At 54.7% G+C, this 19,500-nt stretch carries 18 protein-coding genes; 10 read left to right on the top strand and 8 right to left on the bottom strand.

Annotated elements, in window-relative coordinates; translation table 11 throughout:
- Nucleotides 1-62 precede the first annotated feature (62 nt).
- Nucleotides 63-1,193, top strand: coding sequence for a GDSL-type esterase/lipase family protein (locus tag P3G59_RS19495; RefSeq protein ID WP_277758597.1), 1,131 nt, complete (start codon nt 63-65; stop codon nt 1,191-1,193).
- Nucleotides 1,194-1,379: 186 nt separating this feature from the next.
- Here P3G59_RS19495 and P3G59_RS19490 read toward each other — a convergent pair whose 3' ends face one another.
- A complete protein-coding gene (locus P3G59_RS19490; protein WP_277758596.1) occupies nt 1,380-1,784 on the bottom strand; it encodes a mannose-1-phosphate guanylyltransferase in 405 nt (134 codons plus the stop codon).
- A 29-nt stretch (nt 1,785-1,813) separates the two neighbouring features.
- Nucleotides 1,814-2,647 carry a UTP--glucose-1-phosphate uridylyltransferase GalU gene (gene galU / locus P3G59_RS19485; protein ID WP_277758595.1) on the bottom strand — a complete coding sequence of 278 codons (834 nt, stop codon included), beginning with the start codon at nt 2,645-2,647 and terminating at the stop codon, nt 1,814-1,816.
- A gap of 392 nt (nt 2,648-3,039) precedes the next feature.
- Here galU and galE point away from each other — a divergent pair, with 392 nt between their 5' ends.
- The 6 genes from galE to P3G59_RS19455 all read left to right on the top strand — a co-directional run bounded on the left by galE (nt 3,040) and on the right by P3G59_RS19455 (nt 9,239).
- A complete protein-coding gene (gene galE, locus P3G59_RS19480; RefSeq protein ID WP_277758594.1) occupies nt 3,040-4,056 on the top strand; it encodes a UDP-glucose 4-epimerase GalE in 1,017 nt (338 codons plus the stop codon).
- Nucleotides 4,057-4,286: 230 nt separating this feature from the next.
- Nucleotides 4,287-4,523 (top strand): hypothetical protein, encoded by a 237-nt coding sequence (locus P3G59_RS19475; RefSeq protein ID WP_007910552.1) that lies wholly within the window; start codon nt 4,287-4,289, stop codon nt 4,521-4,523.
- 144 nt (nt 4,524-4,667) lie between these two features.
- Nucleotides 4,668-5,729, top strand: a complete 1,062-nt coding sequence (locus P3G59_RS19470) for a polysaccharide biosynthesis/export family protein (protein WP_277758593.1) — start codon at nt 4,668-4,670, stop codon at nt 5,727-5,729.
- A gap of 11 nt (nt 5,730-5,740) precedes the next feature.
- Nucleotides 5,741-6,406 (top strand): YjbF family lipoprotein, encoded by a 666-nt coding sequence (locus P3G59_RS19465; RefSeq protein ID WP_277758592.1) that lies wholly within the window; start codon nt 5,741-5,743, stop codon nt 6,404-6,406.
- On the top strand, nt 6,406-7,164 hold the full coding sequence (locus tag P3G59_RS19460; RefSeq protein WP_277758591.1) for a capsule biosynthesis GfcC family protein: 759 nt from the start codon (nt 6,406-6,408) through the stop codon (nt 7,162-7,164). Before P3G59_RS19465 ends, P3G59_RS19460 begins: the two co-directional genes overlap by 1 nt.
- A complete protein-coding gene (locus tag P3G59_RS19455; RefSeq protein WP_277758590.1) occupies nt 7,161-9,239 on the top strand; it encodes a YjbH domain-containing protein in 2,079 nt (692 codons plus the stop codon). Before P3G59_RS19460 ends, P3G59_RS19455 begins: the two co-directional genes overlap by 4 nt.
- A gap of 484 nt (nt 9,240-9,723) precedes the next feature.
- Here the strand turns inward: P3G59_RS19455 and P3G59_RS19450 are convergent, their stop codons facing one another.
- From P3G59_RS19450 to P3G59_RS19440, 3 genes are all read right to left on the bottom strand, one after another.
- Nucleotides 9,724-11,118 carry an undecaprenyl-phosphate glucose phosphotransferase gene (locus P3G59_RS19450; protein ID WP_277758589.1) on the bottom strand — a complete coding sequence of 465 codons (1,395 nt, stop codon included), beginning with the start codon at nt 11,116-11,118 and terminating at the stop codon, nt 9,724-9,726.
- Between the two features lie 391 nt (nt 11,119-11,509).
- Nucleotides 11,510-12,142: a winged helix-turn-helix domain-containing protein gene (locus tag P3G59_RS19445; protein ID WP_277758588.1), complete on the bottom strand. Its 633-nt coding sequence runs from the start codon at nt 12,140-12,142 to the stop codon at nt 11,510-11,512.
- Nucleotides 12,143-12,421: 279 nt separating this feature from the next.
- Nucleotides 12,422-13,162 carry a winged helix-turn-helix domain-containing protein gene (locus P3G59_RS19440; RefSeq protein ID WP_277758587.1) on the bottom strand — a complete coding sequence of 247 codons (741 nt, stop codon included), beginning with the start codon at nt 13,160-13,162 and terminating at the stop codon, nt 12,422-12,424.
- Between the two features lie 505 nt (nt 13,163-13,667).
- Here P3G59_RS19440 and P3G59_RS19435 point away from each other — a divergent pair.
- Complete coding sequence (locus P3G59_RS19435; RefSeq protein WP_277758586.1) at nt 13,668-14,501, top strand: undecaprenyl-diphosphate phosphatase; 834 nt, start codon at nt 13,668-13,670, stop codon at nt 14,499-14,501.
- Here the strand turns inward: P3G59_RS19435 and P3G59_RS19430 are convergent, their stop codons facing one another.
- Both P3G59_RS19430 and dusA read right to left on the bottom strand, forming a co-directional pair.
- Nucleotides 14,502-14,873, bottom strand: coding sequence for a DUF2388 domain-containing protein (locus P3G59_RS19430; RefSeq protein WP_277758585.1), 372 nt, complete (start codon nt 14,871-14,873; stop codon nt 14,502-14,504). It lies immediately after the preceding gene.
- 75 nt (nt 14,874-14,948) lie between these two features.
- A complete protein-coding gene (gene dusA / locus P3G59_RS19425) occupies nt 14,949-15,944 on the bottom strand; it encodes a tRNA dihydrouridine(20/20a) synthase DusA (RefSeq protein WP_277758584.1) in 996 nt (331 codons plus the stop codon).
- Nucleotides 15,945-16,217: 273 nt separating this feature from the next.
- On the opposite strand from dusA, the gene P3G59_RS19420 reads away from it, so the two are divergent.
- Together P3G59_RS19420 and P3G59_RS19415 are read left to right on the top strand one after the other, a co-directional pair.
- Entirely contained in the window at nt 16,218-17,102 is an 885-nt protein-coding gene (locus tag P3G59_RS19420) for a sce7726 family protein (protein ID WP_277758583.1), read from the top strand.
- Nucleotides 17,063-17,980, top strand: a complete 918-nt coding sequence (locus P3G59_RS19415) for a sce7725 family protein (protein WP_277758582.1) — start codon at nt 17,063-17,065, stop codon at nt 17,978-17,980. The genes P3G59_RS19420 and P3G59_RS19415 overlap by 40 nt, the downstream gene beginning before the upstream one ends.
- Before the next feature lie 330 nt (nt 17,981-18,310).
- Here the strand turns inward: P3G59_RS19415 and P3G59_RS19410 are convergent, their stop codons facing one another.
- Nucleotides 18,311-18,946: a hypothetical protein gene (locus P3G59_RS19410; RefSeq protein WP_277758581.1), complete on the bottom strand. Its 636-nt coding sequence runs from the start codon at nt 18,944-18,946 to the stop codon at nt 18,311-18,313.
- Nucleotides 18,947-19,500: the final 554 nt, after the last annotated feature.

Genomic DNA, 19,500 nt, shown 5'->3' with positions numbered 1-19,500 from the left:
GCGACGGTGCGACGATTCGACCTGCTCGCGAAGGGGCCATTCCAGACTGAAGGAAATTTTGCATGTTGGCAGTGGATGACGCGCAACCCGTCGCGGCCTCGGTAGTTGAGGCAGGCGATGCGCGCGAGCGTTTTGCGCAGTGGCGTGATGGCAAGGCCGGCAAGGTGTTGTCAGTCTCGGTAATCGGCGACAGCTACACCGCCGGGCAGGATTTCTACCTGAACAAACTGGTGCAGCGCGTGGCCGGGGACGTCGGTTTTGCCGGGCCGGGTTACGTCGGTTTCAACCACGGTGCCGCGCTGGGCGGCACGCATTTCAAATACACCCGCAGCAGTGACAAGTACTTTGGCGGCGACTGGAAGGTTTCAGGCCTGGGCCAGGCGAGTCCGGACAGTCGCACGGTCACAGGCCGGCCCGGCGCCTGGCTGCAAGTCGATGCCAGCCCTACGCCGCGCATCGATACGGCGGTTACTCAGGCGAAATTGCTTTACCTGGGCACTGGCGAATCCGCTGAGATCCGTTACCGCTGGTCCCCTTCAGCAGATTGGCAGCCCATGACGCTGACAGGCGCCGGGGTTCAGGAAATGCCATTGGCAGGCCTGTCCGCAGCGAAAGACTGGTCCTTCAAACTGGAAGTGGTGAAGGGCGCACCGACGTTGTTCGGCCTGTGGATGAGCAACGATCAGAACGGCGTGCGGGTGTCGAAACTGGCGGCATCGGGCGCGGCCTCTGCGGATTTCTATCACCAGGATCCGCAATGGCAGGTGCAGTGGAAAGCCGCCGTGTCGAAGATCCCCGCAGACGTTTACCTGATCATGCTCGGTGGCAACGATCAGGGTTTCGGCGTGAAGCCTGCGCAGTACCTGCAGAACGTTCAGGGGCTGGTGGGCATGCTGCGCGAGATTCAACCGCAGGCGAGCATCAACCTGATCATGCGTCAGGACACCACGCGCTCCAGCGCTTATCCGATGTCGGCGTATGCGCAAGTGCTTGCGCCTTGGGCGCGGGAGCAGCACTTGGGGTACGCCAATCTTCAGTGTGCGTTCGGTCCCGACGTCAAGCGCTATGCGGCGGCGATGATCGGCCCGGACAAGATTCATCCGGTGCCGGCCACGGGTGGGAAGGTGATTGCTGATTACTTTTATGGCTGGATCATGGGCGCCAAGGATCGTTGCGACGCCGCCCCTGAATAACACGCAAACCCTGGAGCGGTGATCGTTCCCACGCTTCGCGTGGGAATGCCGCCCGAGATGCTCCGCGTCCCTTCGCTGGGTGACGCAGAGCGTCACTGGATGCATTCCCACGCGGAGCGTGGGAACGATCAGGTGCTCCGCATGGGAACGATCAGTTGCTCCGCGTGGGAGCGCTCAGCTGAGGAGTTATTCGAAGGCGTCGACCTGCTCGAGCAATTCCGCAAGCTTCTGCGGCATCAAGCGTGTATCACAACGGGTCTCCACGTTGATGATGATCGCCGGGTCGTTGCAGCAAATCCGCACGCGAAAGCGCCAGTCACCGAAGATCACCTTCAACCCGTCACGGTCATCCATTTCCAGCGCCTGCTCGCCATACATTTTCTTCAGATGGGCGAGCAGGGGATAGGGATCGCGCAGCGGCCGGCGAATATCGCCGGACGCGGGAAACACGCCAATCCGCTCCACCAGCAGAATCGTCCCCAGCCAGGACTCATTGGCGCTGGGCAACGGCTGATGGCGTGACAACCAACTCATCACCCCGAGGTTACCCACCTCGCGTTCAATCTCTACGGAATGTTGTGCAATGTTCATGGTGGCCTCGTTGGGTGAAGGGAGCCGTCTCAGCGGCCTTTGAGGTAAACGTTTTCGTAGCAGAAATTGGTCGCCTGCAAGTAACCCTCGGCGTCGCCGCAGTCAAAGCGCAGGCCTTTGAACTTGTAGGCCAGCACGCAACCGTTCTGTGCCTGTTTCATCAGCGCGTCGGTGATCTGGATTTCGCCGCCCTTGCCCGGTTGGGTGTCGGCGATCAGGTCGAAAATGTCCGGGGTGAGGATGTAGCGGCCGATGATCGCCAGGTTCGATGGCGCGTCTTGCGGGGCCGGTTTTTCCACCATGTTGTTGACCCGGTAGATGCCGTCGGACATCAGCTCGCCGGCGATCACCCCGTACTTGTGGGTCTGGTCGGCCGGGACTTCCTGGATGGCGACGATCGAGCAGCGGAATTTCTTGTACAGCTCAATCATCTGCGTGAGCACGCCGTCACCTTCCAGGTTCAGGCACAGGTCATCGGCCAGCACCACGGCGAAGGGTTCGTCGCCGATCAGCGGGCGACCGCTGAGAATCGCGTGGCCCAGGCCCTTCATTTCCACCTGACGGGTGTAGGAGAAGGTGCAGGTGTTGATCAGCTCGCGGGTGCCGGCGAGGAATTTCTCTTTCTCGGTGCCACGGATCTGGTGTTCGAGTTCGTAGCTGATGTCGAAATGGTCTTCCAGCGCACGCTTGCCACGACCGGTGACGATGGCCATGTGTTGCAGGCCGGCGTCCCGCGCTTCTTCAACGGCGTATTCGATCAACGGCTTGTTGACGATCGGCAGCATTTCTTTCGGCATGGCTTTGGTGGCCGGCAGGAAACGCGTGCCATAGCCGGCAGCGGGGAACAAACATTTACGAATCATAAAAGTATCCTGGACAGTCATGGAACACAGGCGACGGATGCGGGCCTTTAACAACGGCCGCAAGTTTCAATGTTGGATTGAAGGCTTACTTTAATACCTGAGTCAGGTTATTAATGGCAAATGCTCGTGACGGTAAAGCGCGACAATGTTATGAGATGTCGGTTAGTGCCTTGTTAGTTATTTTTAGTCGGTATCTGTTGATAGTGATGAGTGTGCGGGGAGTGCTAATAAGTAGCGAGCAATACAGTCTGACCTGCAAAAATATTTATTGCCAGTCATTGAACTAGTTTTGTTTTCGATTGTTGTCGCCTGGTTTGTGTGGATTGTGACACATCTTCAATAAAACGGGCTTGACACGTTACTTGTCACTCATTCCAAAGACGGACCGCGCTATGAAGATTCTGGTAACGGGTGGCGCCGGCTATATCGGCTCGCATACCACACTTGCATTGCTTGAAGCAGGTTATGAAGTTGTTGTACTGGATAATCTTTGCAACAGCAGCGAAGCGGCATTGCACGCCGTTGAAACCATCTGCGGCAAGAGTGCCTGGATGATTCGCGGCGATGTCTGTGACCGGGCACTGCTCGACCGGATCTTCCGCGAGCACAACATCGAAGCGGTGCTGCATTTCGCTGGCCTGAAAGCGGTCGGCGAGAGCGTGCGCAAACCGCTCGAGTACTACGAGACCAACGTCAGCGGCAGCATTAATCTGTGCCAGGCGATGGCCGCGGCGGGGGTGTTTCGACTGGTGTTCAGCTCGTCGGCCACGGTTTATGGCGAGCCTGAGCAGATGCCGATCCGCGAGGATTTTCCCACCGGAAATCCGACCAATCCTTACGGCCAGTCCAAGCTGATCGTCGAGAACGTCCTGCGTGACCTGAGCTTGGCCGAGCCGCGCTGGAGCATCGCTTTGCTGCGTTACTTCAACCCGATCGGCGCCCACGCCAGCGGGCACATGGGCGAAGACCCCAACGGCATCCCGAATAATCTGGTGCCTTACATCAGTCAGGTGGCGGTCGGCAGCCTGCAAGAGCTGTCGATCTTCGGCAACGATTACCCGACCATCGACGGCACCGGCGTGCGCGATTACATCCACGTCGTCGATCTCGCGGACGGTCACCTGAAGGCGTTGCAGTCCATCTCCGGACGCACCGGCATTCATACCTGGAACCTTGGCACGGGCGATGGCTACAGCGTGCTGCAAGTGCTCCACGCCTTCGAACAGGCCTGCGGGCAACCGGTGCCGTATCGGATGATGCCGCGCCGCTCCGGGGATATTGCCGAGAGTTGGGCCGACGCTTCCAAGGCTGCAAAAGAGCTGGGCTGGAAAGCCACACGCAACTTGCAGGACATGGTCACCGACACTTGGCGCTGGCAATCCAACCACCCCAAAGGCTACTTGGGATGATGGCCATTTAACCCAATGTTATTTTCAGTCAGGTTGTTAGATAACGTCGGGAAATTACACTGGCAATGCCTTTTGCAAGTCCGTAGATATAAACCTGCCGTTCGACTTTTATCAGTTGGGTAAGACTGTGAAAGAACAACGGATCTTGTTCGCGCTTTTTGCGGACTTGAACTCACCACCGCTAACTCAGACCGGTTTTTTAACAGGTCGAATGTTAGAAAGGAGTTGATATGAAAAAAGTGATGGCAGTTGCCCTGTTGACGATGTTGAGCAACTGGGCTGCCGCCGCTGAAGCACCGCTGACAGCGGTAACCAATGTAGGTGGCAACGTGGCGGCTTCTCAAGCGCCCGCAGCCAGTACTGCAATGGTTGCCAGTGCTGTAGCGGCGTCTAACAGCGGTGGCAGTGCCAACGGCGGTACCACCGGTACGACGGGTACCACCGGCACCACCGGCACGCATAACTAACAGGAAGTTCTGTTAGTGCAGTACAAGGTCGCCCGACGCAAGTCGGGTGACTTTGTTTTTGGATTCGCCCTTGAATAGCGTAGTGCCATTATGACTCGTAGTGTTTATCTTTTAATGTTGGCAAGTCTCGCTTTGCAAGGTTGCATGTTTTCCCCCGGTCAATACCTCAGCACCGGCAGCATCACCCGCCAGGGCGCCAGCGAAAGCAGCCGGGTCGAGCTGATTCCGATCACGCCCAAGCTGATTGCCATGAACCGCGCCACGCAAAAGCGTGAGTCGCTGCCGCCTGAGCTGTTGGCGACCCCGGCCGAATACCGCATCGGCAACAACGACGTCCTGTACATCACAGTCTGGGATCACCCTGAGCTGACGGCCCCGTCCGGCGCGCAACAACAGATCGATGCCAACGGCCGTCTGGTGCGTTCCGATGGCACGCTCTATTACCCGTTCATCAAGGAAGTCCAGGCCGCCGGCCGGACCATCCAGCAACTGCGCTCGGACATTGAACAGCGGCTATCGGCATTCATCGCCGAGCCGCAGGTGGATGTTGCGGTGTTGCGTTTTGCCAGCCAGAAAGTCGTGGTCACCGGCGCGGTGGCCAAGGCCGGCCCGCAAGCGATTTCGACCAATCCGCTGAGCGTGGTCGAAGCCCTCGGTTCCGCCGGCATCGACACCAACAACGCCGATTTGTCGGGGCTGTTGCTGACCCGCAACGGCCGCACTTATCCGCTCAACCTCGACTCGCTCAATCAGCAGGATTCCGAGTTGCAGAACGTCTACCTCAAGGGCGGCGATCAGCTGTATCTGCCGTACAACGACAACAAGCGCATTTACGTGATGGGCGAGGTCAATCAGCCGCGCGCATTGAGTTTCAAGACCGCGACGATGAACCTTACCGACGTGCTCGGTTCGGTCGGCGGCTTGAGCCAGACCACTTCCAACGGCAACGCGGTGTACGTCATTCGTGGTGTGGAAAACCTCGATGTCGAACCGGCGAAGATCTACCAGCTGGAAGCCGAATCGCCGACCGCCATGGCGCTCGCTTCGCACTTCGAAGTCCGCCCGCAGGACGTGGTGTATGTCGGGCCTGCCAACGTGACTCGCTGGAATCGTCTGATCAGTCAATTGGTGCCGTCGGCATCGATTGTCGGCACTGGCGCTTCCGCTGCGAAGAACTGGAGCGAATACAGTAACAACAGCAAATAAGGTCGCCGACTTTGAATATTTTGAAAGTTGGCCTGTGCCTGCTGGCGGCCTCGTTGCTGTGCGGCTGTAACCCGCTGATGAGCGCTTCGTTGAACAACCTTAAAGCGGCGGTCGTCGGCCCGGATGAAGTCGACGTGTCGGCGGCCGAGGTGGCCGGGGTCGACTATCCGCAACTGAAACTGACCACGCCGTCCGGCTCCGGGGTGCTGGCGCTGGTGCGCGAGCGCGAAGACCTGCAGTTCTGGGTCGCCTCGGGCAAACAAGTGCTGCTGCTGCGCAATGGCCTCGCCGTGCGCAGTATCGGTCTCGGTCTGGAGGGCGATCTCGATGGCACGCGGCTGGCCGATGACTCGCCGTTCAAGCAGGGCCTGCATCACGTTGCCGACGGTTTCACCACGCGCCGCTGGATCGACCTCTACAAGGGCCAGGAAGTCGGGGTGATCGTCAACAGCCGCTTCTCGCGCCGCGCCGAACAGACCCTGCAGATTCTCGACAAGGAATACACCGTGCTGCGTGTCGATGAGCAGATTGACGCCCCGGCCATTGGCCTGAGCGCGACCAATCGTTACTGGGTCGACCCGCGTGACGGTTTCATCTTGCAGAGCGAGCAGCAACTGACCTCGCAGTTGCGCGTCAAGGTTGTGCAACTGACCCCTGATCGCAGGCACCTGCCGTGATGCGCCTGAGCATGTTATCGGCGAGCCTGATGCTGGTCGCGAGTGTGAGTCAGGCGGCCGTCACCGTGTCGGGCGATGTCGCCCATCCCGGGCCGGTCGAGTTGCCACCCGGCGGGCGTTTGCTCGACGTGATCAGCGAAGCCGTGCCGAATGCCGAAGGCTATTGGCTGGCGGGCGGGTTACTGCGCCAATCGCTGATTGAAGAGCAGACGCGGCTCAAGGTCGGCGTGCTGTTTGATCTGGATGTGCTGCAGCGCATGTCGAGGCTGTTCGACCGGCCGAGTCGGGCGGCGCTGGCGCAACGCATCGCCGAAGAAGTCCGCCAGATGCCAGTGACCGGAAGGCAGATTGCCGATCTCGATCCGGTGGCGCTGGAAGTCGGCTTCGCGCGCAACATTCGTCTCGATAATGGCGATCGGCTGATCTACCCGAAACGCGTCGACGAGGTGCAAGTGCTGGGCGCGGTCGCCGAGCCGTGCCACTTGCCGTATCAGCCGTTGCAGGAGGCGCGTGAATACCTGCAAGGCTGCTCGATTCTGGCCGACGCCGAAGCCGATTACCTGTGGCTGATCCAGCCCAATGGCGAGTCGCGGCGCGTCGGCATTGCCCACTGGAATCGCGAGTCCGGGCAGTTTCCGGTGGCCGGCAGCAAGATTCTGGTGCCGGTGAAAAATGATGATCTTGATCCGCCTATCCCTGAGCTGAATCAGCAGTTGGCTGAATTTATTGCCACGCAGCTGGCCGAGGTGGTTCGTTGAAGTTACGTTTTGCAGCTGTGTTGTTATTGCCGTGTGGTTTGGCTCATGCAGAGCCGCGCATTACCCAGAATGACTTCGGTGGCACCGGGCTGTTGCAGACGCCGACCGCGCGCATGGCCCCGGCCGGCGAGTTGAGCGTCAACGCCAACCGCACCGATCCGTACAGCCGCTACAGCGTGTCGTTGCAGCCGCTGGACTGGCTCGAAGGCTCGTTTCGCTATACCGCGATCACCAACCGGCCGTACGGCTCGGAGGCCCTCAGCGGCAGTCAAAGCTATAAGGACAAGGCGGTCGACGTCAAAGTCCGGCTGTGGCAGGAGAGTCACTGGCTGCCCGACGTGGCGCTGGGCTTCCGAGACGTCGGCGGTACGGGTTTGTTCTCCAGTGAATTTTTCGTCGCCAACAAGCGCTACGACAACTTCGATTTCAGCGCCGGGATCGCCTGGGGTTATCTCGGCAATCGCGGCGACATCGACAACCCGTTGGGCTATGTCAGTGATCGCTTCGATACCCGGCCGGCCCTCGAAGGCACCGGTGACGTCAACTCGGGTTCGTACTTTCGCGGTCGGCCATCGTTTTTCGGTGGCGTGAGCTATCAGACGCCGTGGGATCGCCTCAGCCTGAAACTCGAATATGAAGGCAACGATTACAAACACGAACCGAAGGACAACGAGATCAAGCAGGACTCGCCGATCAACCTGGGTGCAGTGTTCAAGGTGACCGATTCGGTTGATGTCAGCGCGGCGTGGGAGCGCGGCAACACGGCGATGTTCGGCGTGACCTTCCACACCAATTTCGTCAGCCGCAAGGCACCGGCCAAGACTTATGATCCGACCCCGGAACCGCTGCCCGCGAAGGCACCGACCACGGCGATGGATCAGGTCAACTGGGCGAATGTGTCGCAGCGCTTGCAGCAGAACGCCGGCTACAAAGTCGAGCGCATCGCCCAGCGTGATTCCGATCTGATCGTGTATGGCGAGCAGCAGCGTTACTTCCATTCGTCGAAGGCCGTCGGGCGGGCGAGCCGGATTCTCGACAACAGCGTCAACGACGACATCGACTGGTTCACCGTGGTCAACAAGCGCTACGACCTGCCGCTGGAAGAAACCAGCGTGCCGCGCCAGACCTTCCGCGAAGTGATCAACAACGAGGAGCCGTTGCAGTCGCTGCACCGCACCACCGAGATCAACCCGGCGATGCCGCACAACGAGAAAACCCTCTACAGCGAAGCGCCGCAGCACTTCAGTTACGGCGTGGGGCTGGGCTTCAAGCAGAACGTCGGTGGTCCGGACGGTTTGCTCTATCAATTGAGTGCCGATGCCGACGCCGAATACCGCTTCAACCGCAACACTTGGTGGAGTGGTTTGCTCAGTGCCAACCTTGCCAACAACTTCGACAAATTCACCTACGACGCACCGAGCGGTTTGCCGCGCGTGCGTACGGATTTGCGCCAGTACCTGACAACGTCTAACACGACCATGCCGTTGTTCCAGGTCAGCCATGCCGAGCAGTTGGATAAAGACTGGTATGGGATGGTGTATGGCGGTTATCTGGAGTCGATGTTTGCCGGTGTCGGCGGTGAGGTGCTGTTCCGCCCGACCGGTGAACGCTGGTCGGTGGGGGCGGACCTGAACTGGGTGCGCCAGCGCGATTTTGATCAAGGCTTTGCGCTGCGCGATTACTCGGTGGTGACCGGGCATATCACTGGCTATACGGATCTGCCGTTCGATACGCTGGCGGCGGTTAGCGTCGGGCGTTATCTGGCCGGTGACTGGGGCGGCACGCTGGACATCTCGCGCGAGTTTTTCAATGGCGTGCGTTTTGGTGCGTGGGCGACGATCACCACGGCGGGTAGCGCGGAGTATGGCGAAGGTAGTTTCGATAAAGGCATCTACCTGTCGATCCCGTTCGACGAAATGATGAGCATGTCGACCATGCGCCGCGCCAACCTGGTCTGGGCACCGCTGACCCGTGACGGTGGTGCGCGACTCAATCGCAGCTACCAACTGCATTCGATGACCGATAGCCGGGAAGGGGACATGTTCTACCGTAATTTCGAGAAGATCACGGAGTAAGCGCGGATCTCCCGAACACCCGAAGACCTGTGGGAGCGAGCTTGCTCGCGAAAGCGTCAGCACAGTCAGCATCATCATCATTGCCTGACCCACCGCTTTCGCGAGCAAGCTCGCTCCCACATTGGTTATTTGTAACGCCACAAATCCCGAGCCAACCACAAATCCCCTGTAGGCCTTCGCCTGCTCGCGATAGCGTCCGAACAGCCGCCATCCCTGTTGCCTGACCCACTGCCATCGCGAGCAGGCGAAGGCCTACAATGGTTATCTGTCACGCCACAAATCCTGAACCATTCCCAAATCCCTGTGGGAGCGAGCCTGCTCGCGAAGGCGTCAGCACAGTCAGCATCCCCGTTACCTGACCCACCGATTTCGCGAGCAGGCTCGCTCCCACAGTATTTGCATTCACCCGCAATCCAGATCCGCTCCCAAATCCCAGGCACAAAAAAGGGGACTTTCGTCCCCTTGCGGTATCCAGCGTTGAACCTCAGTAAATATCTTTCGACAGCAACGTAAACGGCGTCTTCACCAGGATCTTCAGATCCAGCCACAACGACCAGCTGTTGATGTACTGCAGGTCAATCTCCACACGCTTTTGCATCTTGTCGATGGTATCTGTCTCACCGCGGCAGCCGCTGATCTGGGCCAGCCCGGTGATCCCCGGTTTAATCCGGTGGCGTGCCATGTACGCGAGGATTTTCCCCGAGTAGTAGTTGTTGTGCGCAACGGCGTGCGGGCGAGGGCCGACCAGCGCCATGTGCCCCTGCAGCACGTTGAACAGTTGCGGCAACTCATCCAGCGAAGTGCGACGGATAAAGCGACCGACCGGGGTAATGCGCGAGTCATTACGGCTGGCCTGCTTCACGTCACGGTCATCGTGAACACGCATCGAGCGGAACTTCCAGACCTTGATCACCTTGCCGTTCCAGCCATGACGATCCTGCTTGAAGAACACCGGGCCGGGCGAGTTGATCTTCACTGCCAGCGCAATGATCAGCAGGATCGGACTCAGCGCGATGATCGCCAGAAACGCCACGGTTTTCTCTACCAGGCTCTTGCTCAAAGCAGCAGTAGGGCGGCTGGTCAACGGGCTCTCGTTCAAGTAGATCGCCGGCAGACCGTCCACGACCTTCACCGAGTGATTGAGCAGGGTCAGACTGTTCAAGTCCGGCACCCACACAACGTCGACGTTGGCACCCAGCAAATCGCCATAAATCGCTTCGATCTTCGCCGCTTCACACAGCGGCAAGGTGATGTACAAACGACGGATGTCATGCGCTTCGATCAGCTCCAGCAACTGTTCCTGATCGCCGACAACGCGCGGTGCATCCGGACCCAGCACAGACACATCGCCATTGCTGACCAAACCTACCAACGGCAGATTTTCCAGTTGACTGAGTTTCTTCGCCAGACCCAACGCCAGGTCGCCGGTGCCGACGATCAGCGTCTTGTGCTCGCTTTTGCGCGAGCGCTGGTAGTACTTGGAAAACGCATGCAGCGGCGCGTAGAGAAATGCCTGACCGAGGAAGCCATACACCGCCCAGCTCAGGATCACCTGTCGCGAAAACAGCTCATCGGCCTGGCAGACAAAGGCGATGCACGCCAGTGCCGCCATGGTCATCGACCAACCCATGAACAGTCGACCGAGGCCGGTCAGGTAGTTGTCACGCTTGCGATAAACACCGCTAAACGTATAAGCCGGCACCGACGCCAGTACCGCCAGCGTTGCACACATACGGTAGTAAAACGCGACCGTCCCGGTGTGCTGCTCGGCCAGTATGAACAACAGCGTCACCACAAAGCCCTGTGCCAGCGCCCATTGGCCCCAAAAGGTCAGTCCCTTGAGGCCTGTGCTTCGATTGATACTTAGAGAAAGATCCATACGGTATCCCCAAAAGACGTCCATTCAGGTTTCAACAGTTGAAATCCGAGTTGTTATGCAGACTTATTGTTTTTGTTGTAGCGAGTGTCCTGAGGTAACAACATCGATATGCCGAACTGTCGTCAGTCAATACACTAAGTTATTGCCGGGAATGGTGTCTGACGAGTTCTAACAAGATGGCACAGTGCCAACTTTTTAATAATTAAATATAAGAGTGTTAGAAAAGGTCGCAGAGGAAGGGGTGAATAAATGATGTTGTATTTGTTACTGTTGGAGGGTGGAGGCAGGGAATGGTTAATTCAGGGAGGAAGATGAAGCCAAACAGAGTGCTCTTGTTGTTTTTGTAATCGCACTTTTATCTGTTTGTTCTGTTCGTGGAGATTTTTCGTGGTTACGCGACGATTTCCTGAATCAGGCAATAACCGCGGTTTCTGACAGCACGAAACAGTCGTTCGCCATGGCTGGCGCTTTTGAATTTGTCTTGCAGGCGACTCAGGCACATTTCCAGGCCGCGATATTGTTCCGGCTCCCGGCCGATGCTGAGGATCAGCTCGTCACGACTGACAACACGCTCTTCATGGCTGAGCATTTTTCTGACCAATGCTGTTTCCAGGCCAGTCAGGCTGATTTCGACACCTTCTTTGATCAGTGCACCCTGATCAGGGTCGAGATGCCAGGTTTCATTGCCGGGCATATCACCTTCAACGGCAGGCGGCATGTTGCGGGTTTCCCCGGTAATGGCCGGGACATTCTGGAAAGGATTAGCCGATTGCGCTGCGCGCCATTCTGACTCGAGCGTGGCCAGTATTCGCTGAGTATCGTGTTCGATACTGCGCGGGGCATTTTTGCGACTGATGCCTGGATATGTGAACTCCATCACCATTGGAGCGGAAGAGGGCGAATCAACCCCTTCGAACGAATTGAAACGTTCACTGGACAGCATGCTCTCCAGTTCACGTTGCGACGTTGTACTGTGAGTCACGACAACAAAATATTTCCTTGGGAGGGTTGTACTAGTTTCCATGTCTCTCTCCTGAATACATACCAAAATTGGCTAAAAGATAAATCGGCAGGCGAGCAATGACTTCCTCGGAAGTAATCGATAGGCAGGGTCTGGGCCCAAGAATGGCCCTCGATAAATTCCACTCGATCTGCTGCTATGTTATGGAGTTTTATTGTTATGGGTCGTGTTGTCGCGCTCATTCAATTGCTTGATTTCAAACAGACGTGAAGCAGAACGGGAGCTATATGGTTGCATCAGACGATCCTTCGTACGTATGCAAAAGGGAAGGCTGCCCGAGAGTCAGGCAGTCGATATCAGACCCCGCAGCAGGCGATAGCCATAGCCGCGAATACTCTGAATCGCGTTTGTACCATACATGTCCTTGATTTTTCCACGCAAGCGACTGATTGATTTCTCCAGTGCTCGAGGGTCGTAGAAATTGGTGTTGAGGCCCATGATGCCCGCGATTTCATCATGGCTCAGAATGTGATTACTGGTTTGCGCGAAGGCTTCGAGGATCTTCATTTCGGCAAACGAGATGTCGAGTTTCTTGCTGGTGCCCATCAGGCAGATACGGGTCGGATCAAGCGTCAGATCGATATCGCGTTGCCATTCTTCACTGTTGAAGAACTCGCCCAGCAACTCGGCGCCATCGTCGGAAAGGGTGTTGAACTTGATACAAACATCCGCGCCAGCCAGATAGTATTTGATCTTGTTGAAGGCGCCGCGACCGGTGATGACCGCGCAAATGATCGGTTTCAAGTTGTCGCTGCGCAGGTTCTCGACCAGGGCAAGATTGTCTTCGAGGGCCTGTGGGCTGTCGATAACAAGGAAGATCGCTCGATACGAACCAGACTGTTCATTCAACTGATATGAACTAGTGTACGCACTGGCTTCGAGCGCCATATCGGCACGTATATGCTGGGCGACTAGCGCTTTGAAATGTTCAGCCACGCCACGGGTACGACCCAGAGTAAGAACACCAGGTTCGTCGTTTGTCGGGCGCGGGCTTCTAGTCGCTAAGTTCCCTGAGAGCATCATGCATTGACTCGAATTAAGTGCTGACATCGGGATGTTAAAGCACCGGTTCTCATCTGTGACTGACAATTGGTAACATTTACGCGGTTTTTAGACGTGTCTCGCGAGTTTTCTAACAATAATTAAGCTTTTCAAGCTTTTAGTTGATTTTCTCGGAGGGGTGAACTACTGCTTAGATGGTGGCGATATGCAATGGTGCCACTATTTTGAGCTTATTGCGATGGCTTTGTCTATGTCCAATTGCCACTGTCTGGCCATCTCTGGATAATGTGATATTGATCACACTTTACTGTCGGAGCAACTTTTTTCTGCAAAAAGGCCTAAATATTTTCTGCGTAGTTCGTCAGCCGACGATTACTAACATGGCTTGAGTGTGTCTTTTAATAAGACGTAATCTTTGTGGCTGATGAACTTTTGCATTTATGTATGTCAATGGTCTCACTGCAGATACTCAACCCCTGAGTGTTATTACCCGGTCGCTCGCCAAGAGCGCTCTGACGGAGGATTAATGGATTTCTGGACCCTTTTCCAGGTGTTGATATTAGGTGCGGTAGAAGGCCTGACCGAGTTCTTGCCGATCTCGAGTACCGGCCACCAGATCATCGTCGCCGACTTGCTGGAGTTCGGCGGCGAACGCGCCATGGCGTTCAACATCATTATTCAACTGGGTGCCATTCTTGCCGTCGTCTGGGAGTTTCGACCGAAGATCTTCGACATCATCAAAGGCCTGCCCACTGAACGTAATGCCCAACGCTTTTCCCTCAACTTGCTGATCGCCTTCCTGCCCGCCGTAGTCTTGGGTGTGTTGTTCGCCGACGCCATCCACGAATACCTGTTCAACCCGATCACCGTCGCCGTGGCACTGGTCGTCGGCGGCGTCATCATGCTGTGGGCCGAACAGCGCAGCCATGTGATCAGCGTCGAACACGTCGACGACATGCGCTGGTCTGACGCACTGAAGATCGGTTTCGTACAATGCCTGGCGATGATTCCCGGCACCTCGCGCTCCGGTTCGACCATCATCGGCGGTCTGCTCTTCGGCCTGTCGCGCAAAGCCGCCACCGAGTTCTCGTTCTTCCTCGCCATGCCCACCATGGTTGGCGCCGCCGTGTACTCCGGCTACAAATACCGCGACCTGTTCCAGCCTAACGACCTGCCAGTCTTCGCCCTCGGCTTCGTCACCGCGTTCATCTTCGCCATGATCGCCGTGCGCGGCTTGCTCAAGTTTATTGCCAACCACAGCTACGCCGCGTTCGCCTGGTACCGGATCGCGTTTGGTTTGCTGATTTTGGCAACGTGGCTGTTCGGCTGGGTCAACTGGACCGCCGCAGCGGCAGCCTGATCACTGGCTGCTGATCAACGCCGCAACGGCGAGATCGTTTAACGCCGAATCCGGCGACTCCTGGCGATAGCGCTGCAAGGCCGAGGTGAAATACGCGGCTTGCAGCATGCCGTCGCTGGCCAGATACAATCGCGCATCTTCCTGCTCCTCGGCAGAGTAAACACGCTTGTGACTGTCAGTCGTTTCCTGGCTAGCCGAAAAAGGTGCGAGGAATAAAGACACCAAGGTGAGGCCGGAAATCTGCGTCACCTCCCACGGCGTATCGGTACGGCCCATACAAAAGCCATCGCAGTGCGCATAAACGTCGGAGGTGAAGCTGAACAAGGCGAGGAGGATGAAACGCTTGAAAGCAGAAAAACCAAACGCGGGCATAAACAAAAGACATCCTGTCAGTACATCAAAACGCCGGGCAACGCTCAGGCGTCGCCCGCACACTCAAAACTTCAATCAACGACCTTCAAGCAACTCAGCCGCCTGATCCAGCAACGCCAACGGATCCTTGGCCTTGTGAATATCCACCGACAACAATTGACGAAATTTCCGCGCCCCCGGGAACCCCGTGCCCAAGCCCAAAACATGCCGTGTGATGTGATGCATCGACCCACCGGCCAGCAAATGCTCGGCTATATAAGGACGCAACTGCGCCAACGCCTCAGCCCGACTGATCACCGGCGCCGAACTGCCAAACAACTGCTGATCCACCTCCGCCAGCAAATACGGATTGTGATAAGCCTCACGCCCCAACATCACACCGTCAAACGTCTGCAAATGCTCATGGCAGGCCTCCATCGTCTTGATCCCGCCGTTCAGCACAATCTCCAGTTCCGGAAAATCCGCCTTCAGCTGCGCCGCCACGTCATAGCGCAGCGGCGGAATGTCACGATTCTCCTTCGGCGACAACCCCTCCAGAATCGCAATCCGCGCATGCACGGTAAAACTGGTGCACCCGGCATCGCGCACGGTGCCGACGAAATCGCACAGCTCTGCGTAACTGTCCCGACCGTTGATGCCGATGCGGTGCTTTACCGTCACAGGAATCGACACCGCGTCACGCATCGCCTTCACACAATCTGCCACCAGTTGCGGATGACCCATCAGGCACGCGCCGATCATGTTGTTCTGTACGCGATCGCTTGGGCAACCGACGTTTAGGTTTACCTCGTCGTAGCCGTGTTCCTGAGCCATGCGCGCGCAGGCGGCTAGATCCAAAGGAACGCTACCGCCCAACTGCAACGCGAGCGGGTGCTCGGCTTCGTTGTGACGGAGGAAACGCTCGTGATCGCCGTTGAGCAGTGCGCCTGTGGTGACCATTTCGGTGTAGAGCAGGGCGTTCTTCGATAGGAGGCGTAGGAAGTACCTGCAATGCCTATCAGTCCAATCCATCATCGGGGCGACGGAGAAGCGGCGGGAGAGTGGGGCGGGTGTGGCGGTGATAGGGGACATTGGCGGTTCTGGGCTGGGTGTGGCTGGGAGGTGGGGGAGTTTATCAGGATTGAAGTCGGACTGTTCCGTGGACAACAGACTGACCTAATCTTAAAAAATCATATGCATCACTTTGGTGATGGCGCTATGATCTCAAAAGTGCAGCGTGTCGCTTTTTGGTAAAAAATGGATGTATGAAAATATCTTGTTCTTTAAACTCTACATTTGACCGCTCCTTACTATGGAGCAAATAGATTAGGGTTAAGTATGTATTTTAGGGATGCTGGTGCGCAATTGAATACCAAGGATGTTGCGAAAATATTCAGCAGCAAAGAAGTAAATGCTGTTGCGCGCGGAGATTTTGATTTTTTATTGAAAGTTGCTAGCGATATCTATGAATTGCTTGGTGATGTCTTCAGTGTGAGCGATGTTTTTCAAGAGAGTTTTAAGGTTCTTCGTTCTGGCTACAAGTTTGAGTATTATATTAAGAATTTGATTGTTGAAAAAATCTTGATTGGCCGCTACTCATTAAATACGGCAACCCTGCTGAACGAATTCAGGGTGGGTGAAAATAAGGCTGATAGTGTTATTTTGAATGGTAGCAGCACTTGTTACGAGATTAAATCGGAATTTGATGGTTTGAGTAGGCTTTCGGATCAACTCAATTCTTACTTGAGAATATTTGACAAAGTTAACGTTGTGGTCGGTGATGGGCATCTATCAAAAGTAGAAAAAAGAATTCCGGAGTGTGTTGGTATTTTGGCCTTGAGCAAAAGGCATGGTTTTACTGAGGTTAGACCTGCTCTTCAAACTTCTGCATCCGTTGATGTGGGTGTTTTAATGGCCTCATTACGGCGTCATGAGTATCTTGCTTTGGTCAAGGAATTGTATGGAGATGTACCTACTGCTCCGAATACAAAAATTTATGATGAGTGTCGCATCGCTCTCGAAGGGGCGGATTCTGATAAATTAAGAAGCGCCTTTTGTAAGGTTCTGAAGGCTACCCGGAAGATAGATAGGTCCTATATTGAGGGGTTGCCGGTTAGTTTGTTGGCTGCTGGTATCGAATATCGCATTTCGGCAGCGGATAAAGTTGGGCTGTTGGAAAATTTAAATTTACATTTTAGTAAGGAAACTTTATGTACTACCCAATTCTTAAGGCTAAGCGGCACGAGTTGAATACGTTGTATGATCTGTCAAGTAGGTTGAGTGCGGTAAAATATAGACCGGTTATAGAGCCGGTAAATAACTCGGCTCGAGAAGTGATCGATGCAGTAGAACAGTTGCACAAGCATTCTGTGATTCCATTGGTTGTGATAAATCCTTCTCAAGGATATTTTTCATCTGCTTCTTCCGCAAATGTGTTTGGTCAGCTTCAGTCGAATTTGAAATCAGCTAATAAGTTTACCCCTTGTATCAAGGTTCGTGACTCTTCAGACTCGATTTCATTGTCCCTGCTTGCCAATTACCCTGGGGCTGCGGTGTATCTGGAAAGTGATGCGCTGATGTCTTCGGTAACTCTCTTGAATACAGCGTCATTTGTTCTTTTAAATCAACAGAAGGTAGATTCTGATGTTGTTGATAAGTTGAGTAGAGTGGTGCTTTACGCGGACAGTTTCGCCAAGAAAAAGCGAAATGCCGATTATAGCGCTTCATCGTTCTATTCAAATTTGCACGTATCGTACAAAAAAAGAACAAACGCAATAGGGTTCGGCGATTTCACCGTTATGGCTGAGGAATATAGTGAGTCTGGTGGTCCCGCATATGTTGTCGCTATCCACGCCTCTCACATTGATGCACTATTGCCGTACTCTATGCAGGTGAAGCACTTTCTTTCCACGACGGGAGGGACGCTTCCGACTAACCCCGGAGGTAAGTATTTGGAGGCCCTTGATAAATTAATTAAATTCGATGCTATGAATCCAGGTGTTTTTGATAATACTTTAGGGATGAACGAGTTCAAGGTTTCTCATGCAGCAGGTCATTATCCCGGATTGGGCATTGTTAAGGAGATGTCAATGAAACATCATATTGAGTCTGTGTGTAATTTTATTTGATTTTGTTCTAGGAGCCTTTCAAGATTAAAAGGTGACGGATTTATTTGCAGGTGTCGTACTTCGAAGTTAATAAATCCGTCCACTATGTTTCTTTGAAAAATAAGTGCGCAGCGTTCCTGGCGGATCGCTACAGGCTTAGGTTTGGTCACTGTGCTCATTAGAGCTTTTAAGCACAGAAAAACGCGTATATTTAGGTAGTTCATGTTGTGTTAAATAAATCCGTCCCTTTCTTTTAATTTAATTAATGGTTTTTTTTTGTTGCGCTGAAAGTGATAGAAAAGGGTGGCGGTCGGTAGTAATTGAATTTGAATTTGGAGTGCCGCCATTTAATCATTTCTCGCACGTCACCGACAGAATTGCTTTATCAATGGTGATGGTCTTGATATACACTTTGCAATCTATCTCGGCTATACGAAAACTTGAGCGTTCTCCTGCTCGTAGTTCGTATTTTTGACCGCCAAAAGCTCCAAGTACTTGAGAGCGAGAATAAATGGTTTTAACTCCAAGTGCGGCTATTCCTGGAATTATATCTTCACTTTGACCTTCGCCTAGCTCAATAACTATGGGCTGTTTTGCTGCCCCCTGTAGCTGGGATTTTAAATTGCGAAATCCGTCTTGCACTAATGCGAGCTCAGAAGTCGTCGCTTTCAATTTACTCGCAAGCTCAGCATTTTCCTGTTGTAAGTGTTTGATGTCATTCGTACGAGCCTCTTGGGCTGAGCGACTCTCAAGAGATGCCATAATTTCTTCGCTAGCACTTTTCATGCTTTTAATTGTTGTGGGGATATTCCAACTACCAGCTTCTCGCAGAGCTGTAATCTGTTTGTCCCGGTCTTCAATTTTTTTATCTCTTTCTGAGACATTGTTGAGTTGTATTGCCCAGCTAGATCCGCCCGCAGCAACTGCGGCTGCGATGACTACTGCTATCCATGAAACTGCATCATTCCCTGCATTACCTGCTGCCATTGTTTTTCCCATATCTAATAAAAATCTATCTAGAGTTCCGTAACGTGCTCATGTAAAAAATCTGCCTTGAGATGGGTGTCTGATGCTAGACGGCCCATTTGAGAGACGAGAAGGAATAGCGTGAGCAGAACCAATACGTCAACAATTCTACAACGACCCACTATCTTAATGCTCCTATACCCCCACTTTACACAGAGAAATTTAACCTGCATTGCGCGTTTGTTTAATCGAAAAGCATCAAGGTAATGCATTGCCCACACCACCTTGCGCCTCCCCCTACACCTAAGACAGAATCCCCCGGCTTGTGCCTCTAGCTCGCAGGTTCTATCGTCCCTACGTCACTGAAAACCAGTGATCGGGTTTGGTAGCCCGTCTCCGTCAGAAGCACAAGACTACTGTCTTGCGACGACGTTTCTCGTCTTCGTTTTATGGTGGTCATGCGCGGGGCATCTTCGGATGCGCCGGGGTTCCTGACGACCGGTCTACCAACCTGCGTATGGCCTCCACCCTTCGTTTGGTAGCGAGAGTGATGGCTCCTTTTCGTTTATCCGTCA

The sequence above is a fragment of the Pseudomonas sp. A34-9 genome, assembly GCF_029543085.1.
In the GTDB taxonomy this organism is placed as follows: domain Bacteria; phylum Pseudomonadota; class Gammaproteobacteria; order Pseudomonadales; family Pseudomonadaceae; genus Aquipseudomonas.
The sequence above is the reverse complement of the archived record's forward strand: the minus strand, read 5'-3'. Positions and strand labels throughout refer to the sequence as shown.